At 69.2% G+C, this 24,392-nt stretch carries 24 protein-coding genes; 19 read left to right on the top strand and 5 right to left on the bottom strand.

Annotation, left to right across the window (positions count from 1 at the left end):
- Positions 1 to 20: 20 nt before the first annotated feature.
- The 15 genes from bchC (at position 21) to MZTS_RS12815 (ending at position 14,474) form a co-directional block, all read left to right on the top strand.
- On the top strand, positions 21 to 959 hold the full coding sequence (bchC, locus tag MZTS_RS12885) for a chlorophyll synthesis pathway protein BchC (RefSeq protein ID WP_009862814.1): 939 nt from the start codon (positions 21 to 23) through the stop codon (positions 957 to 959).
- Positions 956 to 1,960 (top strand): chlorophyllide a reductase iron protein subunit X, encoded by a 1,005-nt coding sequence (locus tag MZTS_RS12880; protein WP_192284150.1) that lies wholly within the window; start codon positions 956 to 958, stop codon positions 1,958 to 1,960. The genes bchC and MZTS_RS12880 overlap by 4 nt, the downstream gene beginning before the upstream one ends.
- Positions 1,961 to 1,963: 3 nt before the next feature.
- A complete protein-coding gene (gene bchY, locus MZTS_RS12875) occupies positions 1,964 to 3,502 on the top strand; it encodes a chlorophyllide a reductase subunit Y (protein WP_192284149.1) in 1,539 nt (512 codons plus the stop codon).
- On the top strand, positions 3,502 to 4,968 hold the full coding sequence (gene bchZ / locus MZTS_RS12870; RefSeq protein ID WP_192284148.1) for a chlorophyllide a reductase subunit Z: 1,467 nt from the start codon (positions 3,502 to 3,504) through the stop codon (positions 4,966 to 4,968). The genes bchY and bchZ overlap by 1 nt, the downstream gene beginning before the upstream one ends.
- A 71-nt stretch (positions 4,969 to 5,039) precedes the next feature.
- Positions 5,040 to 5,276, top strand: a complete 237-nt coding sequence (locus MZTS_RS12865; protein ID WP_192284147.1) for a hypothetical protein — start codon at positions 5,040 to 5,042, stop codon at positions 5,274 to 5,276.
- Between the two features lie 121 nt (positions 5,277 to 5,397).
- Positions 5,398 to 5,631, top strand: a complete 234-nt coding sequence (gene pufB, locus MZTS_RS12860; protein ID WP_192284146.1) for a light-harvesting antenna LH1, beta subunit — start codon at positions 5,398 to 5,400, stop codon at positions 5,629 to 5,631.
- Positions 5,632 to 5,644: 13 nt separating this feature from the next.
- Entirely contained in the window at positions 5,645 to 5,833 is a 189-nt protein-coding gene (pufA, locus tag MZTS_RS12855) for a light-harvesting antenna LH1, alpha subunit (protein ID WP_192284145.1), read from the top strand.
- Between the two features lie 84 nt (positions 5,834 to 5,917).
- Complete coding sequence (gene pufL, locus MZTS_RS12850; RefSeq protein WP_192284144.1) at positions 5,918 to 6,742, top strand: photosynthetic reaction center subunit L; 825 nt, start codon at positions 5,918 to 5,920, stop codon at positions 6,740 to 6,742.
- A gap of 125 nt (positions 6,743 to 6,867) precedes the next feature.
- Positions 6,868 to 7,857, top strand: a complete 990-nt coding sequence (gene pufM / locus MZTS_RS12845) for a photosynthetic reaction center subunit M (RefSeq protein WP_192284156.1) — start codon at positions 6,868 to 6,870, stop codon at positions 7,855 to 7,857.
- On the top strand, positions 7,854 to 8,966 hold the full coding sequence (pufC, locus tag MZTS_RS12840) for a photosynthetic reaction center cytochrome PufC (protein ID WP_192284143.1): 1,113 nt from the start codon (positions 7,854 to 7,856) through the stop codon (positions 8,964 to 8,966). Before pufM ends, pufC begins: the two co-directional genes overlap by 4 nt.
- A 307-nt stretch (positions 8,967 to 9,273) precedes the next feature.
- On the top strand, positions 9,274 to 11,076 hold the full coding sequence (locus tag MZTS_RS12835) for a type I secretion system permease/ATPase (RefSeq protein ID WP_192284142.1): 1,803 nt from the start codon (positions 9,274 to 9,276) through the stop codon (positions 11,074 to 11,076).
- Entirely contained in the window at positions 11,076 to 12,422 is a 1,347-nt protein-coding gene (locus MZTS_RS12830) for an HlyD family type I secretion periplasmic adaptor subunit (protein WP_192284141.1), read from the top strand. The genes MZTS_RS12835 and MZTS_RS12830 overlap by 1 nt, the downstream gene beginning before the upstream one ends.
- Positions 12,423 to 12,628: 206 nt before the next feature.
- Positions 12,629 to 12,754 carry a type B 50S ribosomal protein L36 gene (gene ykgO, locus MZTS_RS12825; RefSeq protein WP_192284140.1) on the top strand — a complete coding sequence of 42 codons (126 nt, stop codon included), beginning with the start codon at positions 12,629 to 12,631 and terminating at the stop codon, positions 12,752 to 12,754.
- A 75-nt stretch (positions 12,755 to 12,829) separates the two neighbouring features.
- A complete protein-coding gene (locus tag MZTS_RS12820) occupies positions 12,830 to 13,441 on the top strand; it encodes a tetratricopeptide repeat protein (protein ID WP_009865784.1) in 612 nt (203 codons plus the stop codon).
- A gap of 10 nt (positions 13,442 to 13,451) precedes the next feature.
- Entirely contained in the window at positions 13,452 to 14,474 is a 1,023-nt protein-coding gene (locus tag MZTS_RS12815) for an alpha/beta fold hydrolase (protein WP_192284139.1), read from the top strand.
- On the opposite strand, the gene pyk is transcribed toward MZTS_RS12815, so the two are convergent.
- Entirely contained in the window at positions 14,446 to 15,882 is a 1,437-nt protein-coding gene (gene pyk, locus MZTS_RS12810) for a pyruvate kinase (protein WP_192284138.1), read from the bottom strand. The two genes, MZTS_RS12815 and pyk, sit on opposite strands and share 29 nt — an antisense overlap.
- A 371-nt stretch (positions 15,883 to 16,253) precedes the next feature.
- Between pyk and MZTS_RS12805 the strand changes: the two genes are divergently transcribed.
- Positions 16,254 to 17,108 carry a hypothetical protein gene (locus MZTS_RS12805; protein ID WP_009865370.1) on the top strand — a complete coding sequence of 285 codons (855 nt, stop codon included), beginning with the start codon at positions 16,254 to 16,256 and terminating at the stop codon, positions 17,106 to 17,108.
- Between the two features lie 285 nt (positions 17,109 to 17,393).
- On the opposite strand, the gene MZTS_RS12800 is transcribed toward MZTS_RS12805, so the two are convergent.
- Positions 17,394 to 17,870, bottom strand: a complete 477-nt coding sequence (locus tag MZTS_RS12800; RefSeq protein WP_009865371.1) for a DUF1036 domain-containing protein — start codon at positions 17,868 to 17,870, stop codon at positions 17,394 to 17,396.
- A complete protein-coding gene (locus MZTS_RS12795; RefSeq protein WP_192284137.1) occupies positions 17,836 to 19,149 on the bottom strand; it encodes a glycerate kinase type-2 family protein in 1,314 nt (437 codons plus the stop codon). Before MZTS_RS12795 ends, MZTS_RS12800 begins: the two co-directional genes overlap by 35 nt.
- Positions 19,150 to 19,343: 194 nt before the next feature.
- Here MZTS_RS12795 and MZTS_RS12790 point away from each other — a divergent pair, with 194 nt between their 5' ends.
- The 3 genes from MZTS_RS12790 (at position 19,344) to MZTS_RS12780 (ending at position 20,970) form a co-directional block, all read left to right on the top strand.
- Positions 19,344 to 20,117: an N-formylglutamate amidohydrolase gene (locus tag MZTS_RS12790; protein WP_192284136.1), complete on the top strand. Its 774-nt coding sequence runs from the start codon at positions 19,344 to 19,346 to the stop codon at positions 20,115 to 20,117.
- Positions 20,118 to 20,176: 59 nt separating this feature from the next.
- Positions 20,177 to 20,485, top strand: a complete 309-nt coding sequence (locus tag MZTS_RS12785) for a DUF1244 domain-containing protein (RefSeq protein ID WP_009864362.1) — start codon at positions 20,177 to 20,179, stop codon at positions 20,483 to 20,485.
- 218 nt (positions 20,486 to 20,703) lie between these two features.
- A complete protein-coding gene (locus tag MZTS_RS12780; protein WP_009864640.1) occupies positions 20,704 to 20,970 on the top strand; it encodes a DUF2312 domain-containing protein in 267 nt (88 codons plus the stop codon).
- 169 nt (positions 20,971 to 21,139) lie between these two features.
- Here MZTS_RS12780 and MZTS_RS12775 read toward each other — a convergent pair whose 3' ends face one another.
- Positions 21,140 to 22,645 carry a peptidoglycan L,D-endopeptidase MepK gene (locus tag MZTS_RS12775; RefSeq protein WP_192284135.1) on the bottom strand — a complete coding sequence of 502 codons (1,506 nt, stop codon included), beginning with the start codon at positions 22,643 to 22,645 and terminating at the stop codon, positions 21,140 to 21,142.
- Between the two features lie 239 nt (positions 22,646 to 22,884).
- The coding region (locus tag MZTS_RS12770) for a L,D-transpeptidase family protein (RefSeq protein ID WP_192284134.1) at positions 22,885 to 24,392 on the bottom strand (1,508 nt) is incomplete at its 5' end.

Raw genomic sequence — 24,392 nt, 5'->3', positions numbered from 1 at the left:
AGCAGGGCGGAGACAGGGACATGGAGGCTTTGGCCGTCGTCCTTGAACGACCGGAGCACTTGGCGCTCAGCCGCCTCGCGCTCACCTCTGCCGCGGAAGGCGACGCGGTGATCGCGGTCTCGTGGAGCGGGATCAGCACCGGAACCGAGCGTCTTCTCTGGTCCGGCCGGATGCCGCCTTTCCCCGGAATGGGCTACCCGCTGGTGCCGGGCTACGAGTCGGTCGGCACCGTGATCGAGGCCGATCCCGCTACCGGCCTGCGCCTCGGCCAGACGGTGTTCGTCCCCGGCGCGCGCTGCTTCGGCGAAGTGCGCGGGCTCTTCGGCGGCGCCGCCTCTCATCTCGTCGCCCCGGCCTCCCGCTGCGTGCCGGTCGATGCCGGGCTCGGCGACCGGGCCTGTCTGATCGCCCTCGCCGCGACCGCCTATCACGCCCTCTCCGGCGTCACGCCGGGCGCGCGCAGCCTGATCGTCGGGCACGGCGTGCTCGGGCGGCTGCTCGCGCGGCTCACCGTCCTCGCCGGCGGCGTCCCCGTCGTCTGGGAGCGGGAGCCGGTCCGGCGCGAGGGAGACGTCGGCTATCCGGTGCTGCATCCGGCGGACGATCCCGCCCGGGACTATGCCACCATCACCGATGTCAGCGGTGATTCCAGCCTGCTCGACACCCTGATCGGACGGCTCGCCCCCGGCGGCGAGATCGTGCTCGCCGGCTTCTACGAGGCGTCGCTCAGCTTCGCCTTCCCGCCCGCCTTCCTGCGCGAGGCCCGCATCCGGGTCGCGGCCGAGTGGCGGCCGGAGGATCTCGCCGCCATCCGGGCGCTGATCGAGGCCGGCGGCCTGTCGCTCGACGGGCTGATCACCCATCGCGCGCCGGCCGCCTCGGCAGAGGACGCTTACCGCACCGCCTTCTCCGACCCGGCCTGCCTCAAGATGATCCTCGATTGGAGGACCTGCTCATGAACCTTCAGCTCAACAAGGCCGCCCTCGGCGCCGCCGCGAAGCTGCGGGAAGAAGCCGCCCTCCCGCTCGATCCGGTCCCGACCGGCGAGGTGAAACGCGAGACGCAGATCATCGCGATCTACGGCAAGGGCGGCATCGGCAAGTCGTTCACGCTCGCCAATCTCAGCTACATGATGGCTCAGCAGGGCCGGAAGGTGCTGCTGATCGGCTGCGACCCGAAGAGCGACACCACCTCGCTCCTGTTCGGGGGGCGCGCCTGCCCGACCATCATCGAAACCTCGACCCGAAAGAAGCTCGCGGGCGAAACCGTCGCCATCGGCGATGTCTGCTTCAAGCGCGACGGCGTCTACGCGATGGAGCTCGGCGGACCGGAGGTCGGGCGCGGCTGCGGCGGCCGGGGCATCATCCACGGCTTCGAGCTTCTGGAAAAGCTCGGCTTCCACGAATGGGGCTTCGACTACGTCCTGCTCGATTTCCTCGGTGACGTGGTCTGCGGCGGCTTCGGCCTGCCGATCGCCCGCGACATGTGCCAGAAGGTCATCGTCGTCGGCTCCAACGATCTGCAATCGCTCTACGTCGCCAACAATGTCTGCTCGGCGGTGGAGTATTTCCGCAAGCTCGGCGGCAATGTCGGCGTCGGCGGCCTCGTCATCAACAAGGACGACGGCACCGGCGAGGCGCAGGCCTTCGCCGAGGCAGTGGGCATCCCGGTCCTGGCCTCGATCCCGGCCAACGAGGACATCCGCCGCAAGAGCGCGAATTACGAGATCATCGGCCGGCCGGACGGGCGCTGGGGACCGCTCTTCGCCGAGCTGGCGCAGAACGTGGCCGAGGCCGCCCCGCACCAGCCCGCGCCGCTGAGCCAGGACGCGCTGCTCGGCCTGTTCTCGAGCGAGGCCACCGGCCGCGACGTGGTGCTGGAGCCGGCGACCATGGAGGACATGTGCGGGCGTGCGATCCTCGCCAAGCCGTCCCTCGAAATCGTCTACGACGAGGTCTGAGCCATGGCGGTCAGCCTCGACATCGCCGCGCTCCGCGCCTGCCGCCCCGAAGGCGTCCACCTCGCCGCGACTCAGGGCGACGGTCTGGGCTGCCACGCCGGCAAGGACGCCATGCGGGCGGCCGCCGAGGCCGCGAGCGGGGAGTCCGGCATCGCCGAGACGCTGGAGCAGTTCCGTAAGGACTACCCGGCCGGTCCCCACGACCAGCCCCAGAGCATGTGCCCGGCCTTCGGCTCCCTGCGGGTCGGCCTGCGGATGCGGCGCACGGCGACGATCCTCTCCGGCTCGGCCTGCTGCGTCTACGGGCTCACCTTCACCTCGCATTTCTACGGGGCGCGCCGCAGCGTCGGCTACGTGCCGTTCAATTCCGAGACCCTGGTCACCGGCAAGCTGTTCGAGGATATCCGCGAGGCGGTCCATGCCTCGGCGAAGCCCGAGGATTACGACGCCATCGTCGTCATCAATCTCTGCGTTCCCACCGCCTCGGGCGTGCCGCTGCGGCTTCTGCCGAAGCAGATCGACGGCGTCCGGGTCATCGGCATCGACGTGCCCGGCTTCGGCGTGCCGACCCATGCCGAGGCCAAGGACGTGCTGGCTGGGGCGATGCTCAAATTCGCCCGCACCGAGGCCGAACAGGGGCCGGTCCAGGCTCCCCGCAACGGCCGCTCGGAGCGCCCGGCCGTCGCCCTGCTGGGCGAGATGTTCCCCGCCGACCCGGTGGTGATCGGCGGGCTGCTCGAACCCCTCGGCCTCGGCGCGGGGCCGGTGGTTCCGACGCGGGAATGGCGCGAACTCTACGGCGCCCTCGACGCGGCGGCGGTGGCGGCGATCCACCCGTTCTACACCGCGAGCATCCGTGAGTTCGAGGCGGCGGGTCGGCCGATCATCGGCTCCGCCCCGGTCGGCCACGACGGCACCGCCGATTGGCTCGCTGCCATCGGCAACGCTTGCGGCGTGCCGCGCGAGACGGTCGCGGCGGCGCAGAACCGGCTGCTGCCGGCCATCCGCGGCGCCCTGGCCGCCATGCCGGTGAAGGGGCGCATCACCCTCTCCGGCTATGAGGGTTCCGAATTGCTGGTGGCCCGCCTCCTCGTCGAGAGCGGCGCCGAGGTGCCCTATGTCGGCACCGCCTGCCCGCGCACGCCCTGGTCCGAGCCCGACCGGGTCTGGCTGGAGGAGCGCGGCGTCGAGATCCGCTACCGCGCCTCGCTGGAGGACGACCTCGCCGCCTTCCACGCCTTCCGGCCGGATCTCGCCATCGGCACGACCCCGGTGGTGCAGAAGGCCAAGGAGAGCGGCACCCCCGCCCTCTACTTCACCAACCTGATCTCGGCCCGTCCCCTGATGGGCGCGGCCGGGGCCGGCTCGCTGGCCAAGGTGGTCAACGCCGCGCTCGCCAACAAGCCGCGCTTCGATGCGATGCGTGCCTTCTTCGAGGGTGTCGGCACCGGCCACGCGGCGGGTGTCTGGCAGGAGGTGCCGCAGCGCAAGGCTTCGCCGAAGGCGGAAGCGCTCAAGAAGCCGATCGGGGAGATGGCGTGATGCTGATCCTCGATCACGACCGGGCCGGCGGCTACTGGGGGGCGGTCTACGTCTTCACGGCGATCAAGGGCCTGCAGGTCGTCATCGACGGCCCGGTCGGCTGCGAGAACCTGCCGGTCACCTCGGTCCTGCACTACACCGACGCCCTGCCGCCGCACGAATTGCCCATCGTCGTCACCGGGCTGGCGGAGGAGGAGCTCGGCCGCCACGGCACCGAAGGGGCGATGAAGCGGGCCCACGCCACGCTCGATCCCGGCCAGCCGAGCGTCGTGGTCACAGGCTCCATCGCCGAGATGATCGGCGGCGGCGTGACCCCGGAGGGCACCGGCCTCCAGCGCTTCCTGCCGCGCACCATCGACGAGGATCAGTGGCAATCCGCCGACCGGGCGATGAGCTGGCTCTGGCAGGAATACGGCGCCAAGCGCTTCGCCAAGAAGGGGATTCCGGCGCGGCCGGAGCGCAAGCCGGGCGAGCGGCCTCGGGTCAACATCATCGGTCCGGCCTACGGCACCTTCAACATGGCCTCGGACCTCGCCGAGATCCGCCGCCTCGTCGAGGGCATCGGTGCCGAGGTGAACCTGACCTTCCCCCTCGGCTCGCATCTGGCCGACGTGCCCAAACTGGTGAACGCGGACGCCAATATCTGCCTCTACCGCGAGTTCGGGCGCCTGCTCTGCGAGGGCCTGGAACGCCCCTATCTCCAGGCGCCGATCGGCGTCCTCTCGACCACCAAGTTCCTGCGCTCGCTGGGCGAGATTCTCGGGCTCGATCCCGAGCCGTTCATCGAGCGCGAGCGCCACACCACGATCAAGCCGGTCTGGGATCTGTGGCGCTCGGTGACGCAGGATTTCTTCGGCACCGCGAGCTTCGGCATCGTCGCCACCGAGACCTATGCCCGGGGCGTGCGCCACTTCCTCGAAGACGAGATGGGCCTGCCCTGCCATTTCGCCTTCGGTCGCAGGGCCGGGGCCAAGCCCGACAACGTGGCGGTGCGCGAAGCGATCAAGGCCACCCCGCCGCTCGTCCTGTTCGGCTCCTTCAACGAGCGCATGTATCTCGCCGAGAGCGGTGGCCGCGCGGCCTATGTTCCGGCCTCCTTCCCCGGCGCCATCATCCGGCGGCACACCGGCACGCCGTTCATGGGCTATGCCGGCGCGACCTACCTCGTGCAGGAAGTCTGCAACGCCCTGTTCGACATGCTCTTCCACATCCTGCCGCTCGCCCGCGACATGGATGCGGTGGAGGCCACGCCCGCCCGTCCGCACCGGGAACTCCCCTGGGACGAGGCGGCCCGCGCCCGGCTCGACGCGCTGGTCGAGGCCCATCCCGTTCTCACGCGCATCTCCGCCGCCAAGCGTCTGCGCGACGCCGCCGAGCGGGCGGCCCACCGCGCCGCCGCCGAGCGCGTGGCCCCCGCCCATGTCGAGCGGGCGCAGAGCGACCTTGCCGTGGGAGCCGCCGCATGAGCCCGGCTCTCGCCCATCCCCTTCACCCTCCGGCGCCTTCCGGGCCCGGAAAGCCTGCGGAGAGACCAGCGATGAGAGTTGCCCTGCAACGATCGATGCCCGCGCCGTCGCGCCTGCACAGCGAGGCGATCCAGTTCCGGATCATCCTGGCCGCGACCTATCCGTTCTTCCTGATCGCCGCCCTGGTGCAGCGCCTGACGCCCACCGGAAGCCCCCGGCGGCGAAGCCTGTTGCAAGAGCGCCGCTCCGTTTTCGGCGAGGCCAAGGCGATGGCCGTCTCGGCGATCCCCTTCGCCTTCATGGGATAGCGCGAGCGAAGCACTTCCGTGCGGTGACACGGGGGATCCCTGCGCCGTGATGTCATCGAGTCACGGCGACACCCGCCGCGCCCAGTCAAGGCGTGCGGCACAACCAGCGGAGGTTCGATCGATGGCTAGCGGTATCACGACTGAAAGACCGAGCAGCCTGTCCGGGCTGACGGAACCCGAAGCCAAGGAATTTCACGCGATCTTCCTGACGAGCTTCATCATCTTCACGGCGATCGCCGTGGTCGCCCACATCCTCGTCTGGCTGTGGCGGCCCTGGCTTCCCGGGCCGAAGGGCTATGCCCTGCTCGACGGCGTGACCCACGCCGCCCACGGCCTCGTGTCGATGATCGGATGAGGAGGCCCCCGCCATGCACAAGATCTGGCTTCTGTTCGATCCCCGGCGTACCCTCGTCGCGCTGTTCACCTTCCTGTTCGTCCTGGCGCTGCTGATCCACTTCATCCTGCTCAGCACCGACCGGTTCAACTGGCTGGAAGGCCCGAAGGACGCGAAGGCGGCCTCCGCCCAGAGCCTCGTCCTTCCGACGATGCCGACCTGACCGGACTGACATCCGGTTCGCCGAGGGCAGGCTCCTCGCGCCTGCCCCGGCAGCTTCCGTCCTCATCTCGGAGGATCGTCCGCCATGGCGATGCTGAGCTTCGAACGAAAATACCGGGTCCGCGGCGGCACCCTCGTCGGCGGTGACCTGTTCGATTTCTGGATCGGCCCGTTCTATGTCGGCTTCTTCGGCGTCACGACGATCTTCTTCTCGGTGCTCGGCACCGCGCTGATCCTCTACGGCGCCGCGATCGGGCCGACCTGGAACATCTGGCAGATCAACATCGCCCCGCCCGACCTGAAATACGGGCTGGCGCTGGCCCCCCTGAAGGAAGGGGGGCTGTGGCAGATCATCACCTTCTGCGCCATCGGCGCCTTCTCATCCTGGGCCCTGCGCGAGGTTGAGATCTGCCGCAAGCTCGGCATCGGCTACCACGTGCCCTTCGCCTTCTCGGTGGCGATCTTCGCCTATGTCGCGCTGGTGGTGATCCGCCCGTTCCTGATGGGTGCCTGGGGCTACGGCTTTCCCTACGGAATTCTGAGCCACCTCGATTGGGTATCGAACACCGGATACCAATATCTGCACTTCCACTACAATCCCGCGCACATGCTCGCCGTGACATTCTTCTTCACGACGACCTTCGCGTTGGCCCTGCACGGCTCGCTGATTCTGTCCTCGACCAATCCGGCCAAGGGCGAGACGGTGAAGACACCCGAGCACGAGGATACCTACTTCCGCGATACGATCGGCTACTCGATCGGAACGCTCGGCATCCACCGGCTCGGCCTGTTCCTGGCGCTCTCGGCCGGGTTCTGGAGCGCGGTCTGCATCATCATCTCCGGGCCGTTCTGGACGCAAGGCTGGCCGGAATGGTGGGGCTGGTGGCTCAACCTGCCGGTGTGGCGATGAACCGTGACGCCGGCCGGCAACGGTGCCGGGCGGCCTGAGGCGCACGTTCGATCTTCGGGCGCGAGGATCTCCGCAAGCGGCGCGGAGACCGTTCCGGCGACCGCGGGTCCATGGAGGAAGACGCCGTGGCCTACTACCAGAACATCTTCACGCAGGTGCAGGTGCGCCCGGTCGAGCCGGAGCAGGGCATCCCGATCTCGTCCGATGCCCGCATCGGCAAGCCGTTCAACAGCTACCTGTTCGGGCTGATCGGCAACAGCCAGGTCGGCCCGATCTATGGCGGCTATCTCGGGGCCCTGTCCTTCACCTGCGGTCTGATCGCCTTCGAGATCATCGGCCTCAACATGTGGGCGAGCGTGAACTGGGATCCGATCCAGTTCGTCCGCCAGCTGCCCTGGCTGGCCCTCGAACCGCCGCTGCCCAAATACGGTCTGAAGGTGCTGCCGCCCCTCAACGAGGGCGGCTGGTGGCTGATCGCCGGCTTCTTCCTCACCGCCTCGATCCTGCTGTGGTGGGTGAGGATGTATCGCCGCGCGGTCGCCCTGGGTCTCGGCACGCACGTGCCCTGGGCCTTCGCCAGCGCGATCTGGCTCTATCTCGTTCTCGGCTTCATCCGCCCGCTCTTGATGGGGTCGTGGAGCGAGGCGGTGCCCTTCGGCATCTTTCCTCACCTCGATTGGACCGCAGCCTTCTCGCTGCGCTACGGCAACCTGTTCTACAACCCGTTCCACATGCTCTCGATCGTCTTCCTGTACGGGTCGACGCTGCTCTTCGCGATGCACGGGGGCACGATCCTCGCCACCAGCCGCTACGGCTCGGAACGTGAGATCGATCAGATCGTCAATCGCGGCACCGCCACCGAACGCGCGGCCCTGTTCTGGCGCTGGACCATGGGATTCAACGCCACCATGGAATCGATCCACCGCTGGGCTTGGTGGTTCGCGGTGCTGACGACCCTCACCGGCGGCATCGGCATCCTGCTCACCGGTACGGTCGTCGACAACTGGTATCTCTGGGCGGTCAAGCACGGCGTCGCGCCGGCCTATCCGCAGGTTTTCGGACCGATCCCGGACCCGCTCCATACGCCGGGGGCTCTGCCAGGGGGGACGCCATGAAGACTCTGCTCGTCGTCGCGGGCGCTGTCGTCGCCCTGTTTCTCACCATCGCCCAGTTCGGCACCGCCGGCTGGACCAAGCCGCCGATCCTCGCCCAGCAGCACGGCTTCCGCGGCACCGGCATGGACCAGATCCAGACCAAGGCCGGCGCCGCCGCCCTGCGGGCCGCCAACGTCCCCCCGGCCCCGGCCGAGCCGGTGGAGGCCGGCACCGAGAAGGCCGGCGCCGTCTATGAGAACGTCAAGGTTCTCAAGGATGTCAGCGTCGAGGAGTTCAACCGCCTGATGACCTCGATGACGGAGTGGGTCAGCCCCGAGCAGGGCTGTACCTACTGCCACAACACCGAGAACATGGCCGATGACAGCCTCTACCAGAAGAAGGTGGCCCGGCGGATGATCCAGATGGTGCAGCACATCAACACCACCTGGAAGGACAAGCATGTCGGCGAGACGGGCGTGACCTGCTACACCTGCCACCGCGGCCAGCCGGTGCCGGCCCATGTCTGGTTCCAGAATCCCGGGCCGACCTACAAGACCGGCTTCATCCCCCGCAACAACGGGCAGAACCTGGCCTCCCCCTCCGTCGGCCTCGCCTCGCTGCCCTACGATACGCTCACCGAGTTCCTGGGCAAGAAGGATGCCGACGAGAACCTGATCCGGGTGAATGCCACCACGGCTTTGCCGGAGAGCAAGGGCAAGCCGATCCAGGCCGCGGAGCGGACCTATGGCCTGATGATCCACATGTCGTCCTCGCTCGGCGTCAACTGCACCTACTGCCACAACACCCGGGCGATCTCGAACTGGTCGCAGAGTACGCCGCAGCGCACGCTGGCTTGGCACGGCATCCGGATGGTCCGGGACCTGAACGGAGACTACATCGAGCCGCTCACCCCGGTCTTCCCGGCCAACCGCCTCGGCCCGACTGGCGACGCACCGAAGCTCAACTGCGCGACCTGCCATAACGGTCAGTCCAAGCCGCTGGCGGGGGCGCATATGGTCGAGAGCTACCCCGAACTCACCAAGAGCACCGCCGAACTGGCAGCGGCACCGGAAACTCCCGCCGCCCCGCAGTCGACACCGGAGACGCCGGCATCGCCGCCGCCGCAATAGAGCGGCCCCCCGCTTCGGCGGAAAGCGCCGAGCGGGGCGTGTTCCCGAGAAGGGGAGGGAATCCAGAAGCCGCCGGATCGCAAGATCCGGCGGTTTTTTCATGCGCGCAGAGTGCTTTTCCATCTCTGATCGGAACGAAAGTCATCCTTCGGTGAAAACTTTCAATCTTACACGTAAATACCAAATATACATCTAAAACAAAAGGCGTAGTCCCTTCTGACTAAACAGGTTACGCTTAAATTTGGTCGCATTTCCCGATATGAAAACGCTCTCTTAACGGAGGTCGCGCGGCGGCCGGGGTGGCGGCATGTCGAAGGATGCCGCGGAAGCGGGGGACGACACGGTGAGCGACGGGCAGAGCAAGAACGAGATCGCCGCCGCGCTGGCACGGTGCAAGGCGGCCTTCCTGGGCGTCGCCGTGATGAGCGGGCTGGTGAACATCCTCTATCTCACCGGCTCGTTCTTCATGCTCGAAGTCTACGACCGCGTGATTCCGAGCCGCTCGGTGCCGACCCTGATCGGCCTGGGAGCCCTGGCCTTCGTGCTCTACGCCTTCCAGGGCCTGTTGGAGACCATCCGCGCCCGCATCCTGGCGCGGGTCGGCGCCGCCCTCGACGAATCCTTGAGCGGGCGCGTGTTCGATCTCGTCGTCCGCGCGCCCCTCAAGGGGGCCTCGCAGGGGGACGGCCTGCTGCCCCTGCGCGATCTCGACCAGATCCGCGCCTTCCTCGCCGGCACCGGCCCGTCCGCCTTCTTCGATCTGCCGTGGATGCCGGTCTACCTGCTGATCTGCTTCCTGTTCCATCCGCTGATCGGCGTCGCCGCCCTCGTCGGCATGGCGGTCCTGGCGGGCCTCACCTACTTCACCGACCGCTCCAGCAAGGGCCCGACCCAGGCCGCCACCGGCTTCGGCATGCGCCGCAACGGCTTGGCCGAATCCGGACGCCGCAACGCCGAGGTGCTGGCGGCCATGGGCATGCAGGAGCGCCTCGCCGCCCGCTGGGCTCTGGCCAACCGCGACTACCGCGAGGCGCACCAGAGCGTCGCCGATGTCGGCGGCGGTTTCGGCGCCGGCTCGAAGGTGTTCCGCATGGCGCTGCAATCGGGCGTGCTGGCGCTCGGCGCCTGGCTCGTCATCCACAACGAGGCCACCGCCGGCATCATCATCGCCTCCTCGATCCTCGTCTCGCGGGCGCTCGCCCCGGCCGAGCTCGCCATCGCCAACTGGAAGGGCTTCGTGGCCGCGCGGCAGAGCTGGCGCCGCCTGTCCGAATTGTTCGCGCGGATGCCGGTGGGGCACCGGCCGCAGGTTCTGCCGGCGCCGGCCGAGACCATCACCGTCGAGGGCGTCAGCATCGTTCCGCCCGGCACGCCGCGCCTCGTGGTGCAGGATGTCAGCTTCGGCCTCCGGGCCGGGCAGGGGCTCGGCATCATCGGCCCCTCGGCCTCCGGCAAGTCCTCCCTGGTGCGCGCGCTCGTCGGCGTCTGGCCGCCGGTGCGCGGAAAAGTTCGTTTCGACGGCGCGGCCCTCGACCAATGGACCAGCGGCGATCTCGGCGCCCATATCGGCTTCCTGCCGCAGGAGGTGGAGTTGTTCGCCGGCACGGTGGCCGAGAACATCGCCCGCTTCGAGCCCGGCGCGCCGTCCGAGGCGGTCATCGCCGCCGCCAGGGCGGCCGGCGTGCACGAGCTGATCCTGCGGCTGCCGGAGGGCTACGACACCCAGATCGGCGAGGGCGGTTCGGGCCTGTCCGCCGGCCAGCGCCAGCGCGTCGGCCTCGCCCGCGCGCTCTACCGCGAACCGTTCCTCGTGGTGCTCGACGAGCCCAACGCCAATCTCGACAGCGAAGGCGAGAACGCGCTGACCGAGGCGATCCTCGGCGTGCGGCGGCGCGGCGGCATCTGCGTCGTCGTCGCCCACCGCCCGAGCGCGCTCGCCGCCCTCGACCTGATCCTGATGATGGCCGACGGCCGCGCTCAGGCCTTCGGGCCCAAGGACGAGATCCTCAAGCGCGTGCTGCGCCCAGCGCCGGCTCCCGCGCCGGTCCCTGTCACCGCCGATGAGGCGTCCAAACAGGTGGCCACGACCGCCATCCGAGAGAGTGCCTGATGTCGTCGACCCTCGCGCCCCTGAACGGCCTTGCCCCGGCCCTGCCGCGGCCCGTCGCCCACGGTTCGATCCGCCGTCACCTCGCCGTCGCGGCCGGGCTCTCGGCCGCCCTCGTCCTCGGCATCGGCGGTTGGGCCACCTTCACCGACATCGCCGCCGCCGTGATCGCTCCGGGCCAGCTCGTGGTCGAGAGCGACATCAAGAAGGTGCAGCACCCGACCGGCGGCGTGGTCGGCCAACTCCTCGTGCGCGAGGGTCAGCGGGTCGCCGCCGGCGACGTGCTGATCCGCCTCGACGAGACCCAGACCCGGGCCAATCTCGACATCGTGCTGAAGGCCATGGACGAGCTGGCCGCCCGCCGCGCCCGCGACGAGGCCGAGCGCGACGGGTTGAAGGCCGTCGCCTTCCCGCCCGAGCTCGTCTCGCGCATCGACAGCGATGCGAGCGTGACCCGGCTGATCGACGGCGAATCGCGCCTGTTCGCGGCCCGCGTCGCCGGTCGCGAGGGCCAGAAGGCGCAGTTGCGGGAGCGGGTCGATCAACTGCGCCAGGAGATCGCCGGCCTGACCAAGCAGGCGGCGGCCAAGGACCGCGAGATCGACCTGATCGGCCACGAATTGACCGGCGTGCGCGATCTCTACGCCAAGAACCTCGTGCCGCTCTCCCGCGTCACCGCCCTGGAGCGGGACGCGGCGCGGCTCGAGGGCGAGCGCGGCCAGCTCATCGCCTCCACGGCCTCGGCGCGCGGCAAGATCGCCGAGACCGAGCTGCAGATCTTCCAGATCGACCAGGAGATGCGCACCGAGGTCGGCAAGGATCTGGCCGAGATTCGCGGCAAGTGGTCGGAACTGCGCGAGAAGCGCGTGGCGGCCGAGGACCAGCTCAAGCGGGTCGAGCTGCGGGCGCCGCAGGACGGCTATGTCCACCAGATGACGGTGCATACCGTCGGCGGCCTGGTCGTGCCGAGCGAGCCGGCCATGCTGATCGTGCCGGCGGCCGACCAGCTCCTCGTCGAGGTGCGGGTGCAGCCGCAGGACATCGACAACGTGCGCGTCGGCCAGAAGGCGGTGCTGCGCTTCTCCGCCTTCAACACCCGCACCACCCCGGAGATCGACGGCGAGGTGGTGCGCGTCTCCGCCGACGTGACCCAGGATCCGAAGACGGGCCAGTCCTTCTACACCGCGCGCATCCGCATCAGCGACGAGAACAAGGATCGTCTGAAGGGTCTGCGCCTCGTTCCCGGCATGCCGGTCGAGTCGTACACGCAGATCGGCGAGCGCTCGGTGCTGTCCTACCTCACCAAGCCCTTGACCGATCAGATCGCAAAGGCTTGGAAGGAGAGATAGGGAATCCGTTGCCGATGTCCCGCTCTTCCTCGGAAGAGGCCGGACGGAGGCCGAGAACCTTGCCTTTGGCGGGGGTTGTCTGATAAGGCGACCACCTCCCAGCGATGTCACCGACGTCATCGCCGGAGCGTCCTCGCGGCGCTCCGTCCTATCGAGACACCTTGAACAACAGGCGGCCGGTCTCGATCCGTGCCGATGTGAGACCGATGAAGATTCGCAACTCGCTCAAGTCGCTGCGCGCCCGTCACCGTGACAACCAGCTCGTGCGCCGTAAGGGCCGCGTCTACATCATCAACAAGACCCAGAAGCGCTTCAAGGCCCGCCAGGGCTGATCGTCCGGGCCGCGCGCATGCGCGGCACCGGAGCGCGTTGACGGATGCGGGGGCCGGAGTGAAAGCTTCGGCCCTATGTCGATTCGCCCGCCTCTCGTCCTGAACGCCCTCTGCCTCGGCCTCGTGCTGGCGGGCCAGACGGGATTCGGCGGCGCCGTCGTCGCGGCCGAGAAAGAGCGGCCGGAGAAGGGGCGCAAGCCGCACCCGCCGGTCAGCCTCGAAGACCTCTATGCCCGCCTCAAGGAGGCCGGCGACGAGGCCGAGGCGAAGGCCATCGCCACCCTGATCGAGCGGCGCCTCGGCCGGTCCGGCAGCGCCACCGCCGACCTACTCTCCGACCGCGCCCGGCAGGCAATGAGCGGCAACGACCTGCCGCTTGCCGTCGAGCTGATGGACCGCGCCGTCGCTCTGGAGCCGAACTGGTCGGAGGGCTGGAGCCGGCGCGCGACGCTGTTCTGGCGCCTGTCCGATTCGGCGAGCGCCATCGCCGACCTGCAGCGGGCCCTGGTTCTGGAACCCCGCCATTTCGAGGCCTGGGCCGCCTTGGGCAAGCTCTACCTCGCGCAGGACGACAAAGTCCGGGCGCTCGACGCCTTTCGCCGGGCGGAGGCGCTCTACCCGCAATGGGACATGCTCAAGAAGGCGATCGAGCGCCTGACGCCAGACGTCGACGGCCGCGACCTCTGATGCCGTCTCCGTGAGCCTCGCCGCCGACCTCCTGCGCGTCACACTCGGCTTCCTCGCGGTCGTTCTGGCCCTCGTCGTGGCGGCTCTCGTCTGCGCGGCGGTGGCGACGCGGCTGATCGCGTGGCGCGTCGAGGCCCGCTACCCGCCGGCCGACCGCAGCGTCGCCGTCGATGGTGGCCGAATCGCCTATCTGGAGGACGGGCCGGGGGAGGGGGCACGGGCCACGGTCGTGCTGCTGCACGGCGCCTCCGCCAATGCCTACGATCCGATGGAAGGGGTCGGGCGCTCTCTCGCCCGGGCGGGCTATCGCGTCATCGCCTTCGACCGGCCGGGTTACGGCAACAGCGACCGGCTCGCCGGATCGGAGGCGGCCACGCCTGCCTTTCAGGGGAGGGCGCTGGGGCAGGCCCTCGACCGCCTCGGGGCCGGAAAGGTGATTCTCCTGGGCCATTCGTGGTCCGGGGCGCTCGCCCTGCGGATGGCCCTCGACCGGCCGGAACAGGTCCGGGGCCTCGTCCTCGTCGCGCCGGTCGCGGTGCCGTTCCCGCCCCGCCCGCTGCCCTGGTGGGCGAATCTGGCGTTGAAGCCGCCGGTGACGTGGCTGCTCACGCACACCGTGGCGGTGCCGCTGGGGCTCGCCTACCTGCCGTCGGTCGCGCGAAGCGTGTTCCGGCCGGAGGCGCCGGTCGAGAATTACGTCGCGGCGAGCCGTGCGCCCCTGATCCTGCGGCCGGAATCGGCGCTCGCCAACATCCAGGATCTCGCCGGATTGCCCGGGGCGCTGGCGGAGCAGGCGCCGCACTACGGCACGATCCGCGTGCCGAGCGTCATCGTGGCCGGCGGGGCCGATCCGGTCGTCCAGACCGAACTCCAGGCCGATCCCCTCGGCCGGGCGATGCCGCATGCCCGGCGCGTCGTGCTGCCGGGCGCCGGGCATATGCTGACCTACACCGCCGCCGAGGCCCTGATCCGCGAGGTGGACGGGCTGACGGCGGCGGACGAGATCACGCCCGCTCGGCGTGCTCCCGAGTGACGAAGGCGATGCGCACCATGTTGGTGGCGCCGGGGATGCCGAACGGAACGCCGGCCACCACGATCACCCGGTCGCCGATCTCCGCGAACCGCTCGCGCACCGCGAATTTCGCGGCACGGAAGGCCATGTCGTCTACGTCGCTGGCGTCCTTGGTGACGATCGGGTGCACGCCCCAGGCCATGGTGAGGCGGCGCGCCGTCTCGCGCTTCGGCGTCAACGCGATCACGCTGGCATTGGGCCGGGCGCGGGCGAGCCGCAGCACGGTCGATCCTGAATGGGTCCAGGCCATGATCGCCCGCAGGCCGAGGGCATCGACGATCTGATGGGCGGCCGCCGCGATGGCGTCCGAGGCGGTGGGCTCCGGCTCGGAGCGCTGAGCCATCAGGATCGACCAATAGAGCGCATCGCGCTCCACCTGTTCGGCGATGCGGTTCATGGTGGCGATCGCCTCGACCGGGAACTCACCGGCGGCGCTCTCGGCGGAGAGCATCACCGCGTCGGCGCCCTCGTAGACGGCGGTCGCCACGTCCGACACCTCGGCGCGGGTCGGCACCGGAGAGGTGATCATCGATTCGAGCATCTGCGTCGCGACGACGACGGGCTTGCCGAGGCGCCGGGCGCCGCGGGTGATGCGCTTCTGCACCCCCGGCACCTGCTCGAGCGGCATCTCGACGCCGAGATCGCCGCGGGCGACCATGATGCCGTCGGAGATCTCGATGATCTCGTCGAGGCGGGAGAGGGCCTGCGGCTTCTCGATCTTGGCCATCACCTGGGCGCGCCCGGCGGCGACCTTCTTCACCTCGGCCACGTCCTCGGGACGCTGCACGAAGGAGACGGCGATCCAGTCGGCACCGGCTGCGAGGCCCGCTTCCAGGTCGCCGCGATCCTTGTCGGTCATCGCCGGCAGGGGCAGCACCGTGTGAGGCAGGGAGACGCCCTTGCGGTTGGAGATGCGGCCGCCGACCTCGACGCGGGTGACGGCGCGGCCCTCGCTCACCTCGGTGACGACGAGGCGCAATTTGCCGTCGTCGATCAGGACCGCGTGATCGGGCTCGAGGGCGGTGAGAATCTCCGGATGGGGCAGGTAGACCCGGTTGGCATTGCCGGGCGTCGGGTCCGAATCGAGCACGAAAGTCTGGCCGTTCTCGATATGCGCCGCGTCGCCGAGAAAGGTGCCGAGCCGCAGCTTCGGACCCTGCAGATCGACGAGGATGCCGATGGGGCGCTTGGCCTCGCGCTCGATGGTGCGGATCACCTCGATCCGCTCCGGCAGCTTTTCACGGGCGAGATGGCTCATGTTGATGCGGAACACGTCCACACCGGCATGAAACAGCTTCTCGATCATCTCCGGCGTATCGGATGCCGGGCCGAGGGTTGCGACGATCTTGGTGCGACGCGAGCGCTTCAAATCTAGCCTCCATCACCCGCTGGACCCGCGGGACGCGGGTATCGCGCGGGCGGGAACGGCCCGGCATAGGGAGGGCGCTCTCAAGCGGCGCCGCTGGCCGGACGGGGGCTTGCGGGCCACAAGCATCCCTGCGCGTCCGAGGTCAAGGCCGCAGATCCCCAGCATGTCGGGAATTTACCGGCACCGGGAACCTTTTCTTCGAAGCCCTGTTCTTTTGCCCGCTCAACTGGGAAGGACTTCAGCGTTTAACATTTCGTAAACGCAACTCCAGCGGCATCTTCGCTGCGTGTTGCAGTAAAGTCATAGGCAGCTTGGCCGCTTCGCTGGTAGCTTTCGTTCAGAACACAGCATTTCCAAGGGCGGACCTTACCGTGATCAGAGCACTCCTCCTGGGCAGCGCAGCGGCGCTCGCGACGACCGCGGCGCTGGCCGCCGATCTGCCCCGCCGCGAGGCTCCCCCGATCGCCTTCGCGCCGGTTCCGGTCTTCACGTGGACCGGCTTCTACGCTGGCCTGCACACCGGTTACGCTTTCACCGATAACCAGAACATCCGCACCAGCGGCAACGACCTCTTCACCGCCGGCAACGTGACCGCCGGCCGCCGCCCTGCCTCCCTCAAGAGCGAGGTCGACGGCTTCTCCAAGATCGGCGGCGGCTTCGGCTATAACGTGCAGTTCACGCCGGGCTCCGGTTTCGTCGCTGGCGTCGCCCTCGACGTGACCTGGCTCGACCTCGACAAGCATACCGGCTTCTACGGCACGCCGAACCCTGTCGTCGGCAATGCCAGCGTCTACACCCAGAACATCGACTTCCTCGGCACCGTCAACGGCAAGCTCGGCTACGCCTTCGACCGGTTCCTCGTGTACGGCACCGGCGGTCTCGCCTTCGGTTATGTCGGCTACGGCGCCGATTTCTACAACCCGAACGCCACCGTCCTCCAGTATACCGGCGGCGCCCGCAAGATCTTCGAGACCGGCTACAACTACGGTGGCGGTATCGAGTACGCGATCCCGGCCGACAGCTTCCTGAGCACCTTCGCCTTCGGCAAGTGGCTCGGCATCAAGTCGGACGTGACGATCAAGGCCGAGTACATCCGCTACGATCTCGGCAACCGCAACATCTTCGTCGGCCCGGTCTCGACCGTTCCCGGTTCCTACACCTCGCGCTTCAGCACCGAGGGCAGCCTGATCCGCGCCGGCTTCAATTACAAGTTCAGCGGCCTCTGAGACGGTTCACCGTTCGAGACGTAACGAGAGAGCGTCCTTCGGGGCGCTCTTTTCGTTTGTGAGAGCCTGTTTGAGCCATCTCATCCAGTCTTCATGGCAGTCCTCATCGAGGCACTGCGACAGCAGCCTCGAAGCCCCCCGCGACGCTTCTCCCGCCGGACGGATGCCATGGGCTCGACCGTTCCGGGGTGCTTCGAGGCTCGCTGCGCGAGCGCCCGGCATGAGGGGCGAGGGTGTTTGCCGGAGAGCGGAGGCACTCCGCCTCTCAGCCCCTCGCGACGAGGGTCAGGGGCCGCCCGCCAGGGGCTGGCCGGGATCGGAGAGCTGAATCGTCCAGTTCCGCTGCTGGCCGGTATCGACTTCGATGAACCCGTTGCGGTCGAAGCCACGGGCAAGGCAATCCTCGACACCGCGGATGGTGAAGGCCGTGTCGCGGGTACACATCATCGCACGCCCGCTCCACTCGCCGCCGCGCGTATAGTCGACCGCATAGACATAGTAGAACTGCGCCGCCAGCGAGCCCCGCAGCAGGGTTTCGCAATTGCGGGGCTTCAAGTCCCACCAGCCCTCCGTCACCCAGCCCTGGGCGTCCCGGTAGCCGAGCGTCACGCCGACCTTGCTGGCGGTCTGGTTGCACAGGCGCAGGTCGGCCAGGGCGGGGAAGGGGAGGAGGGTGAGCGCCGCCCCGAGGCAGAGCCGCCGGAGGATCCGGCGGCGGGAATGGGCCTCAGCCCACGAGGATGACGCGACAATCGTTGACATTGGTCCGAGTGGGGCCCGGCTGAACGAGATCGCCGATGGTGGCGAAGAATCGCGTCGAATCGTTGTCCGTCAGCATCGCCTGCGGGTCGAGCCCGGCGGCGCGGGCGCGCGCCAGGGTGGTCGCGTCGACGAGACCGCCCGCCGGGTCGGTCGCGGCGCCGCGACCGCCATCGGTGCCGTCGGTGTCGGCGGCGATGCCGGCGATGCCCTCGGCCCCGTCGAGCGCGATGGCAAGCGCCAGCGCATATTCCTGGTTCGGCCCGCCGTCACCCTCGCCACGGATGGTGACGGTGAGTTCGCCGCCGGAAACCAAGGCGATCCGCTTACCCTCCCGCTTCGCGTCGAGGGCGAGCCGGGCATGCTCGGCGGCGACCTCGCGGGCCTCGCCTTCGAGGTCCGAGCCCAGCATAACCGGCTCGTAGCCGGCGCGGCGGGCCGCTTCGGCCGCGGCCTCCAGGGCGTCGATGGGGCGGGCGATGATGCGATACTCGGCCCGGGCGAAGGCCGGATCGCCCGCCTTCGGCGTCTCGTTGGCCGGGTCGTTCAGCAGCGCCAGGGCCGAATCGGGCAGGGCGATGCCCCGGCGCTCGCAGATCGCGCGGGCATCGGCGAGGGTCGAGGGATCCGGCACGGTCGGGCCGGAGGCGATCACCGAGGGATCGTCATGCGGCACGTCGGAGATCGCCAGCGTCAGGATCGACTTGGCGTTGCGCGCCGCGACGGCGAGCCGGCCGCCCTTGATGCGCGACAGGTGCTTGCGAACGGCGTTGATCTCGTTGATCGGCGCGCCGGAGCGCAGCAGCGCCTTGGTGATGGCCTGCTTCTCGGCAAGGGTGAGAGTGCCGGCGGGCGCGATCCAGTTGGCCGATCCGCCGCCGGAGAGCAGGACCAGCACCTCATCCTCGGGACCGGCGCTGGCAGCGAGGGCAAGGGCCTCCTTCGTTGCTTCGATGCCGGCGGCGTCCGGAACCGGGTGTCCCGCCTCCACCATGCGGATGCCGGGGGCGTCCTCGCCGTAGCCATGGCGCGCGACGGCGAGGCCGACGATCCGGTCCTCCGGCACGCCGTGCTCCTGGCGGTAGAATCGGCTGGCGACGGCGGCCATGCTGCCACCCGCCTTGCCCGCGCCGAGGATGATCAGGCGGCCCTGCGTCGGCGCCGGCAGATGGCCGACGAGGCACTTGCGCGGATGGGCGGCGGCGATCGCCTCGTCGAGGATCGCCGAGAGAAGGGCGCGACGCTCGGCCTGGGCCGGATCGGTCGAGACAGGGGCGGTCATGAGCGTCCTCGCACGGTTCTTGTTTGAGCCTGTGCTTGCCCGAGCCCCGCCGCATCGGCAAGCCTTCGCCGTTTCACAAAACTTTCGTCCACCACAGCAATCTTTTTGACCCCCGCCCGTCCGCTCCGCGTGCCAAGCCTGCTCTGGCGGGCAAAGCCTTTCCCATCTCGCCGTGCCGGCCCAGATAAGGCGCCATGCTGTCCATCGAACCAGAGACTCAGACCCTTCCCGAACATCCCGTGGAGCGCATCGCCGGGGACCCGTCCCGCGGCCTCCTGCTGATCTGCGAGCACGCCTCGAACGCCGTGCCGGAGGATCTCGGCCGGCTCGGCGTGCCGGAGGCGGAATTCTCACGGCACATCGCCTACGATATCGGCGCCGCCGCGGTCACGCGCCGGCTCGCCGCGCTGCTCGGTGTGCCGGCGGTGCTGACGCAATTCTCGCGGCTCATCATCGACCCGAACCGGGGGAGGCTCGATCCGACCCTGGTGATGCGGCTGTCGGACGGTGCCATCGTGCCCGGCAATGCCCGCATCGACGCGGCCGGGATCGCCGAACGGATCCGCCGCTTCTACGTCCCCTTCGACCGGGCGGTGGACGAAGCCGTCGCCCAGGCCGAGGCGGCGGCCGGGCCGCCGATGATCCTGACCATGCACAGCTTCACCCCGTTCTGGCGCACCATCGCCCGGCCCTGGCAAGTGGGCGTGCTCTACGACCGGGACGAGCGTATGAGCCGCCCGATCATCGCCGCCCTGAAGGCCGATCCGGCCGGGCTGACGGTGGGAGACAACCAGCCCTATGGTGGCGGCCTGCCCGGCGACACGATCGACCGCCATGCCACGGCCCGCGGGCTTCCCAACGCCCTGATCGAAATCCGCCAGGATCTGATCGGGGGGCCTGAAGGTCAGGAGGAATGGGCCCAGCGATTCGCCCGCATCCTGAGACCGATGCTGCGCGCCTCCGCTTGACGGGGAGGGCAGGGGGAACGACCTCTGCGGAAACCCTTCCGAGCCGCAAGGACGACGCCATGACCGAGATCGACCCCGCCACGCAGACCGAGCTGGAGGCGGCGGTGTTCCGTCGTCTGGTCTCGCATCTGCGTCACCGCACCGACGTGCAGAACATAGATCTGATGAATCTCGCCGGCTTCTGCCGCAATTGCCTGTCGAACTGGCTGAAGGACGCGGCGGACGAGCGCGGACTCGACCTGAGCAAGGATCAGAGCCGCGAGCACGTCTACGGGATGCCTTACGAGGAATGGAAGCGGCAGCACCAGACCGAGGCGACGCCGGAGCAGCAGGCCCGCTTCTCCGGAGCCCAGACCGGCGGCCACTGATCCTGTCTCCGGTTGAACAGACCGGCAGGATCGGGGAGCCCGCGCGGCGTCTGAACGAAGCCCGAATCCACCATCCCGAAGGGATCAAACGGATTTGGTATGACATCGGAGGGGTGCCGCACGCCATCAACGAGCGGGTAAGGTTGATGGCGTAACCCGGCAGGTATCCGGCGTGGGGCTTGCCGTCCCACGTCTTCCCCGCACGAAGGAGCGCCGCCATGGCCGCCTCGCCTGCCCCCGCCGTCGATCCGTCCTCGGTCGCCGCCGACCAGCTCAAGAGCATCATCGAGCGCATCGAGCGCCTCGAAGAGGAGAAGGCCGGCATCGCGGGCGACATCAAGGATATCTATGCCGAAGCCAAGGCCAACGGCTTCGACGTGAAGGTGCTGCGCAAGATCATCTCCCTGCGCAAGCGCGACCACGATGAGCGCCAGGAAGAAGAGGCGATCCTCGAACTCTATCTGCAGGCGCTCGGCATGGCGTAGGGCCTCACGCCCGAGACGCGGCGTCAGGCTTCCGCAGAAAGACGACGCTCAAACAAAAGCCCCGTGTCTCGTCCTGAACTCGATGTCTCGGACGAGCGCCGGGGGCCTGAGAGGAGCGCAGCAGCGGAACTCCTTCGAGGTGCCCTCCGCTACGGGCACCCGCCCACCGTCAACGCGATCCGACCGGCATCTCCATCGCCGATCCGGTGAAGCGTGAGGCGGAGAGAGCGTCCGGCGCGGCTTGCGTCGAGAAATGACTCGCCGGAGCGGAAAGGGTCCGCAACGCCTCGGCGGGCGGCGCCTCGTCGGGTCGCGGGCGCGCCAGGGCCACACGGACCGGCACCGTCGGCGCGGCGGGCTCGGAGATACCCTGGACCGCCGCGAAGAACAGGCCGCGCAGCTGCTCGCGCGGATCGGCATCCGCCGGAATGAGGCGCGCCTCGCCAGCGCGCGGTTCGGCCGGCTCCCCTGGCGTATCCGGATCGGCCTCCGCGACATGAGCCATTCCGGCCAGGCCCTCGCCGTTGAGGGAGGCGAGCCGGACCGGGCGCTGCGGCGGCAGCGGAACGGTGAGGGCGGCCGCCACGACGGCGAGGTCGCCGGGGCGTCGGGGCGGCAGCGGCGCGACGACGCTCTGCTCGGCCCCGCCGGTCAGCAACTCCCTGGCCGAGGCGCCATCCTGGCGAAGGCTCCGCGCCCCCAGAACCTCGGAAGCGTTCGGGGCAGCATAGGCCATCGCTTGAACGGTTCCCGCCCCATCGGCCGGATCGGCGCTCGCCACGGCGATGCTCGGCTTGGCCCGTGCCTTCGATGGTGCGGGCGCGTTGGCGAGGGCGGCCGGCGGCGCCTCCGCCGCGCTTCCACCGCCGAACAGCGAGGCGAAGAAGCCCTTCAGGCCCGGCCCGTCATCGATCTCGTCGGCGCTGGCGATGGCCGTGTAGCCGAGCACCGTGCCGCCGCGAGCCAGGATCTCGGCGCGGGCCTGCTCGTAGCGGGCGAGGGGCTTGCCATCGGCCGGCAGGTGGACGGTCTTGCCGTCCGGGAACAGGCGCGCGAGCTGATCGTGGGTCATGCGCGGCCAGGAGCGCACCGAGCCGACATCGAGATGCACGAAGGGCGAGCCGGAGCGGGGATACCAGCCGACGCCGCCGCGCTGCATCCGCATGCCGATGGCGCGGATCTGGTCGATCGAGGCATCGGTCATGAAGAAGTCCATGGCCTTGCCGAGCATGTGCTGGCTGGTCTCGGCCACGCCCGAGGAGCGGCGGCGCAGCATTCCGTTGGTCTTCGGGCTGCGGTAGCCGCAGACGATGCGCAAGGGCTGCGTCGAGCCGGCGGAGCGCTGGGCCTCCCACACCACGTCGAACAGGCGCGGATCCATCTTGATCGACTCGTTCTCGCGCCAGTCGCGCAGGAGCCAGTTGAGCTGGTCGAGGGCGGCGCGGTCGTAGCGCCCGTCGCGCTTGAAGGTCACGGTCAGGCTCTCGCCCGTATGCTCATGCACCATCGACAGGGTGCGGGTGTCGCCGTTGGCGACCGCGTCCTGGGTTTCGGCGGTGCCGGCCAGCAAAATGAGGGCGGCGACGACACCGGCGGCAGAGGCGACAGGCTTCGGACGGGGAGGGGACGGCAGCACGCGTTTCGAGGTCAGGCGCTCTCGGATCGTGCGCAGCATGGTCCTACCCCTCGCGAGACGGCCCGACGTCGGCGACGTCGCGGCGGGCGCAAAGGGTTGACCGAGGACCGGAAAGGGCGGGTCGTCGGGGCCCGTGCTGCTTGCCGTCTGTCAGGGACGGCTACGGGCCAACCGTGGCAAAAAAGTGCCTCGCAAGCGGCACGCGAGAGCTTTGCAGCAGGCTGTCCCAGGGTGAATGCCGGTCTTGCTATTAGCGCGAGACAAGGCCGCGAAACACTCTACCAGTAGCTGCGCGGTTGATACTCGACCGCCTCGCCGCCCCAGGGATTGCCGAACATCTCGGGCGCCCGGCGCTGTACCGGTGCCCGCTCGCGGCGCAGCGCCTCGCGGGTCGCCGCCGAACGCGGCGCCGGGCGCGCGGCCTCCCGCGGCCCCGTCCGCTTTGCCGCCGCCTCCGCCGCAGGACGCTTCGCACCGGCGGGCGCCCGTGCCACCGCCTCGGAACGGGCGGCGAGGCCGAGGGCGACCTTCATCGGCCCGTCATAGCCGTAGAGGTCGGGCAGGGTGCGGTAGGAGCCGAGATCGTCCACCTCGGCGGTGAAGTAGGCGAGGTGGACCGGCAGCTTCTCCGGTAGCCGCAGGGTGCGCTCGCCCTTGCCGATCAGCTTCTTCAGGCGCTCCTCCGTCCAGTTCGGCAACACCGCGTCGGCGAAGCGGAACGGATCGTCCACGCGGACGCAGCCATGGCTGAAGGCACGGGTCGAGGCCGAGAACAGCGAGCGGTTCGGCGTGTCGTGCAGGTACACCGAGTGCTGGTTCGGGAACATGAACTTGATGAAGCCGAGCGCATTCCGCTCGCCCGGCGGCTGGCGCAGGGAGATCGCATTGCCCCGGCGCACCACCTCGAAGCCGTTGGTGCGGCCGGAGGCCAGCATCTGCTTCAGGATCGAGGGCGGCACGTACCAGGACGGATTGACGACCGCGTATTCCATCATCCCCGAAAAGATCGGGGTCGGGCTCGTCGGCTTGCCGACGATGACGCGGGTCTCGTCGCGCAGGGTGCCCCCGCGGAAAACCTTGAGCTTGTAGGCCGGCACATTGACGAGGACGTAATCGGGCCCGAGTTCGGGCGGCAGCCAGCGCCACCGCTCCATGTTGACGAGGAGGTCGGCTTCGCTCCCGCTCGGCTTCGGCAGGGCCGGGTCGGCCAGGGCCGCCACGGTGGCGCGGGTCAGGGTGCCGCTGGCGGGCAGGCCGCGACTGCGCTGGAAGCCGCGTACGGCATCGGCCACCGCGCGGTCATAGGCTTCCGGCTGGCCCGGCGCGGAATCGAGCGTGCCGGCGGTGTGGGTGTCGAGGCCGAAGCGGCTGCGCAGCAGCGGCACGCGGGCATCGCTCATGCCGAGCTTCAGCACCGGCCCCTCGGGCAGTTTCACGCTCGGCGCCCCCTGCGTGCGGCCGGCCCGCAAGGTGGCGAGGCGCTTCTTGAGGGCGAGATAGCCGGGCTGGCGCGGGTTATAAGATTGCAGCACGTCACCCGCCTGAGCGCCCGCCACGGCCAAGCGCGTCAGAACCGTGTCGGCGGGGGGCAGGTCGAGGGTCGGGGTGATCAGTTTCGAGATCGTGGCGGGGTTCACGCGCCCGCCCCGCGCGTCGCGGGCGTAGAGGGCAAGCGCCGCCGAGAGCTTGAGGTCGGCCTCCGCGATCTCGGCATTGGTATCCGGGCGGCTGAGCTTGCCGATGGCCGGCACCGGATAGGCGTTCGGATCGAGCCCGTCCTCGCCGG

It is taken from the genome of Methylorubrum zatmanii (assembly GCF_014845115.1).
Taxonomy (GTDB): domain Bacteria; phylum Pseudomonadota; class Alphaproteobacteria; order Rhizobiales; family Beijerinckiaceae; genus Methylobacterium; species Methylobacterium zatmanii.
This window is presented reverse-complemented; position numbering and strand designations above follow the sequence as displayed.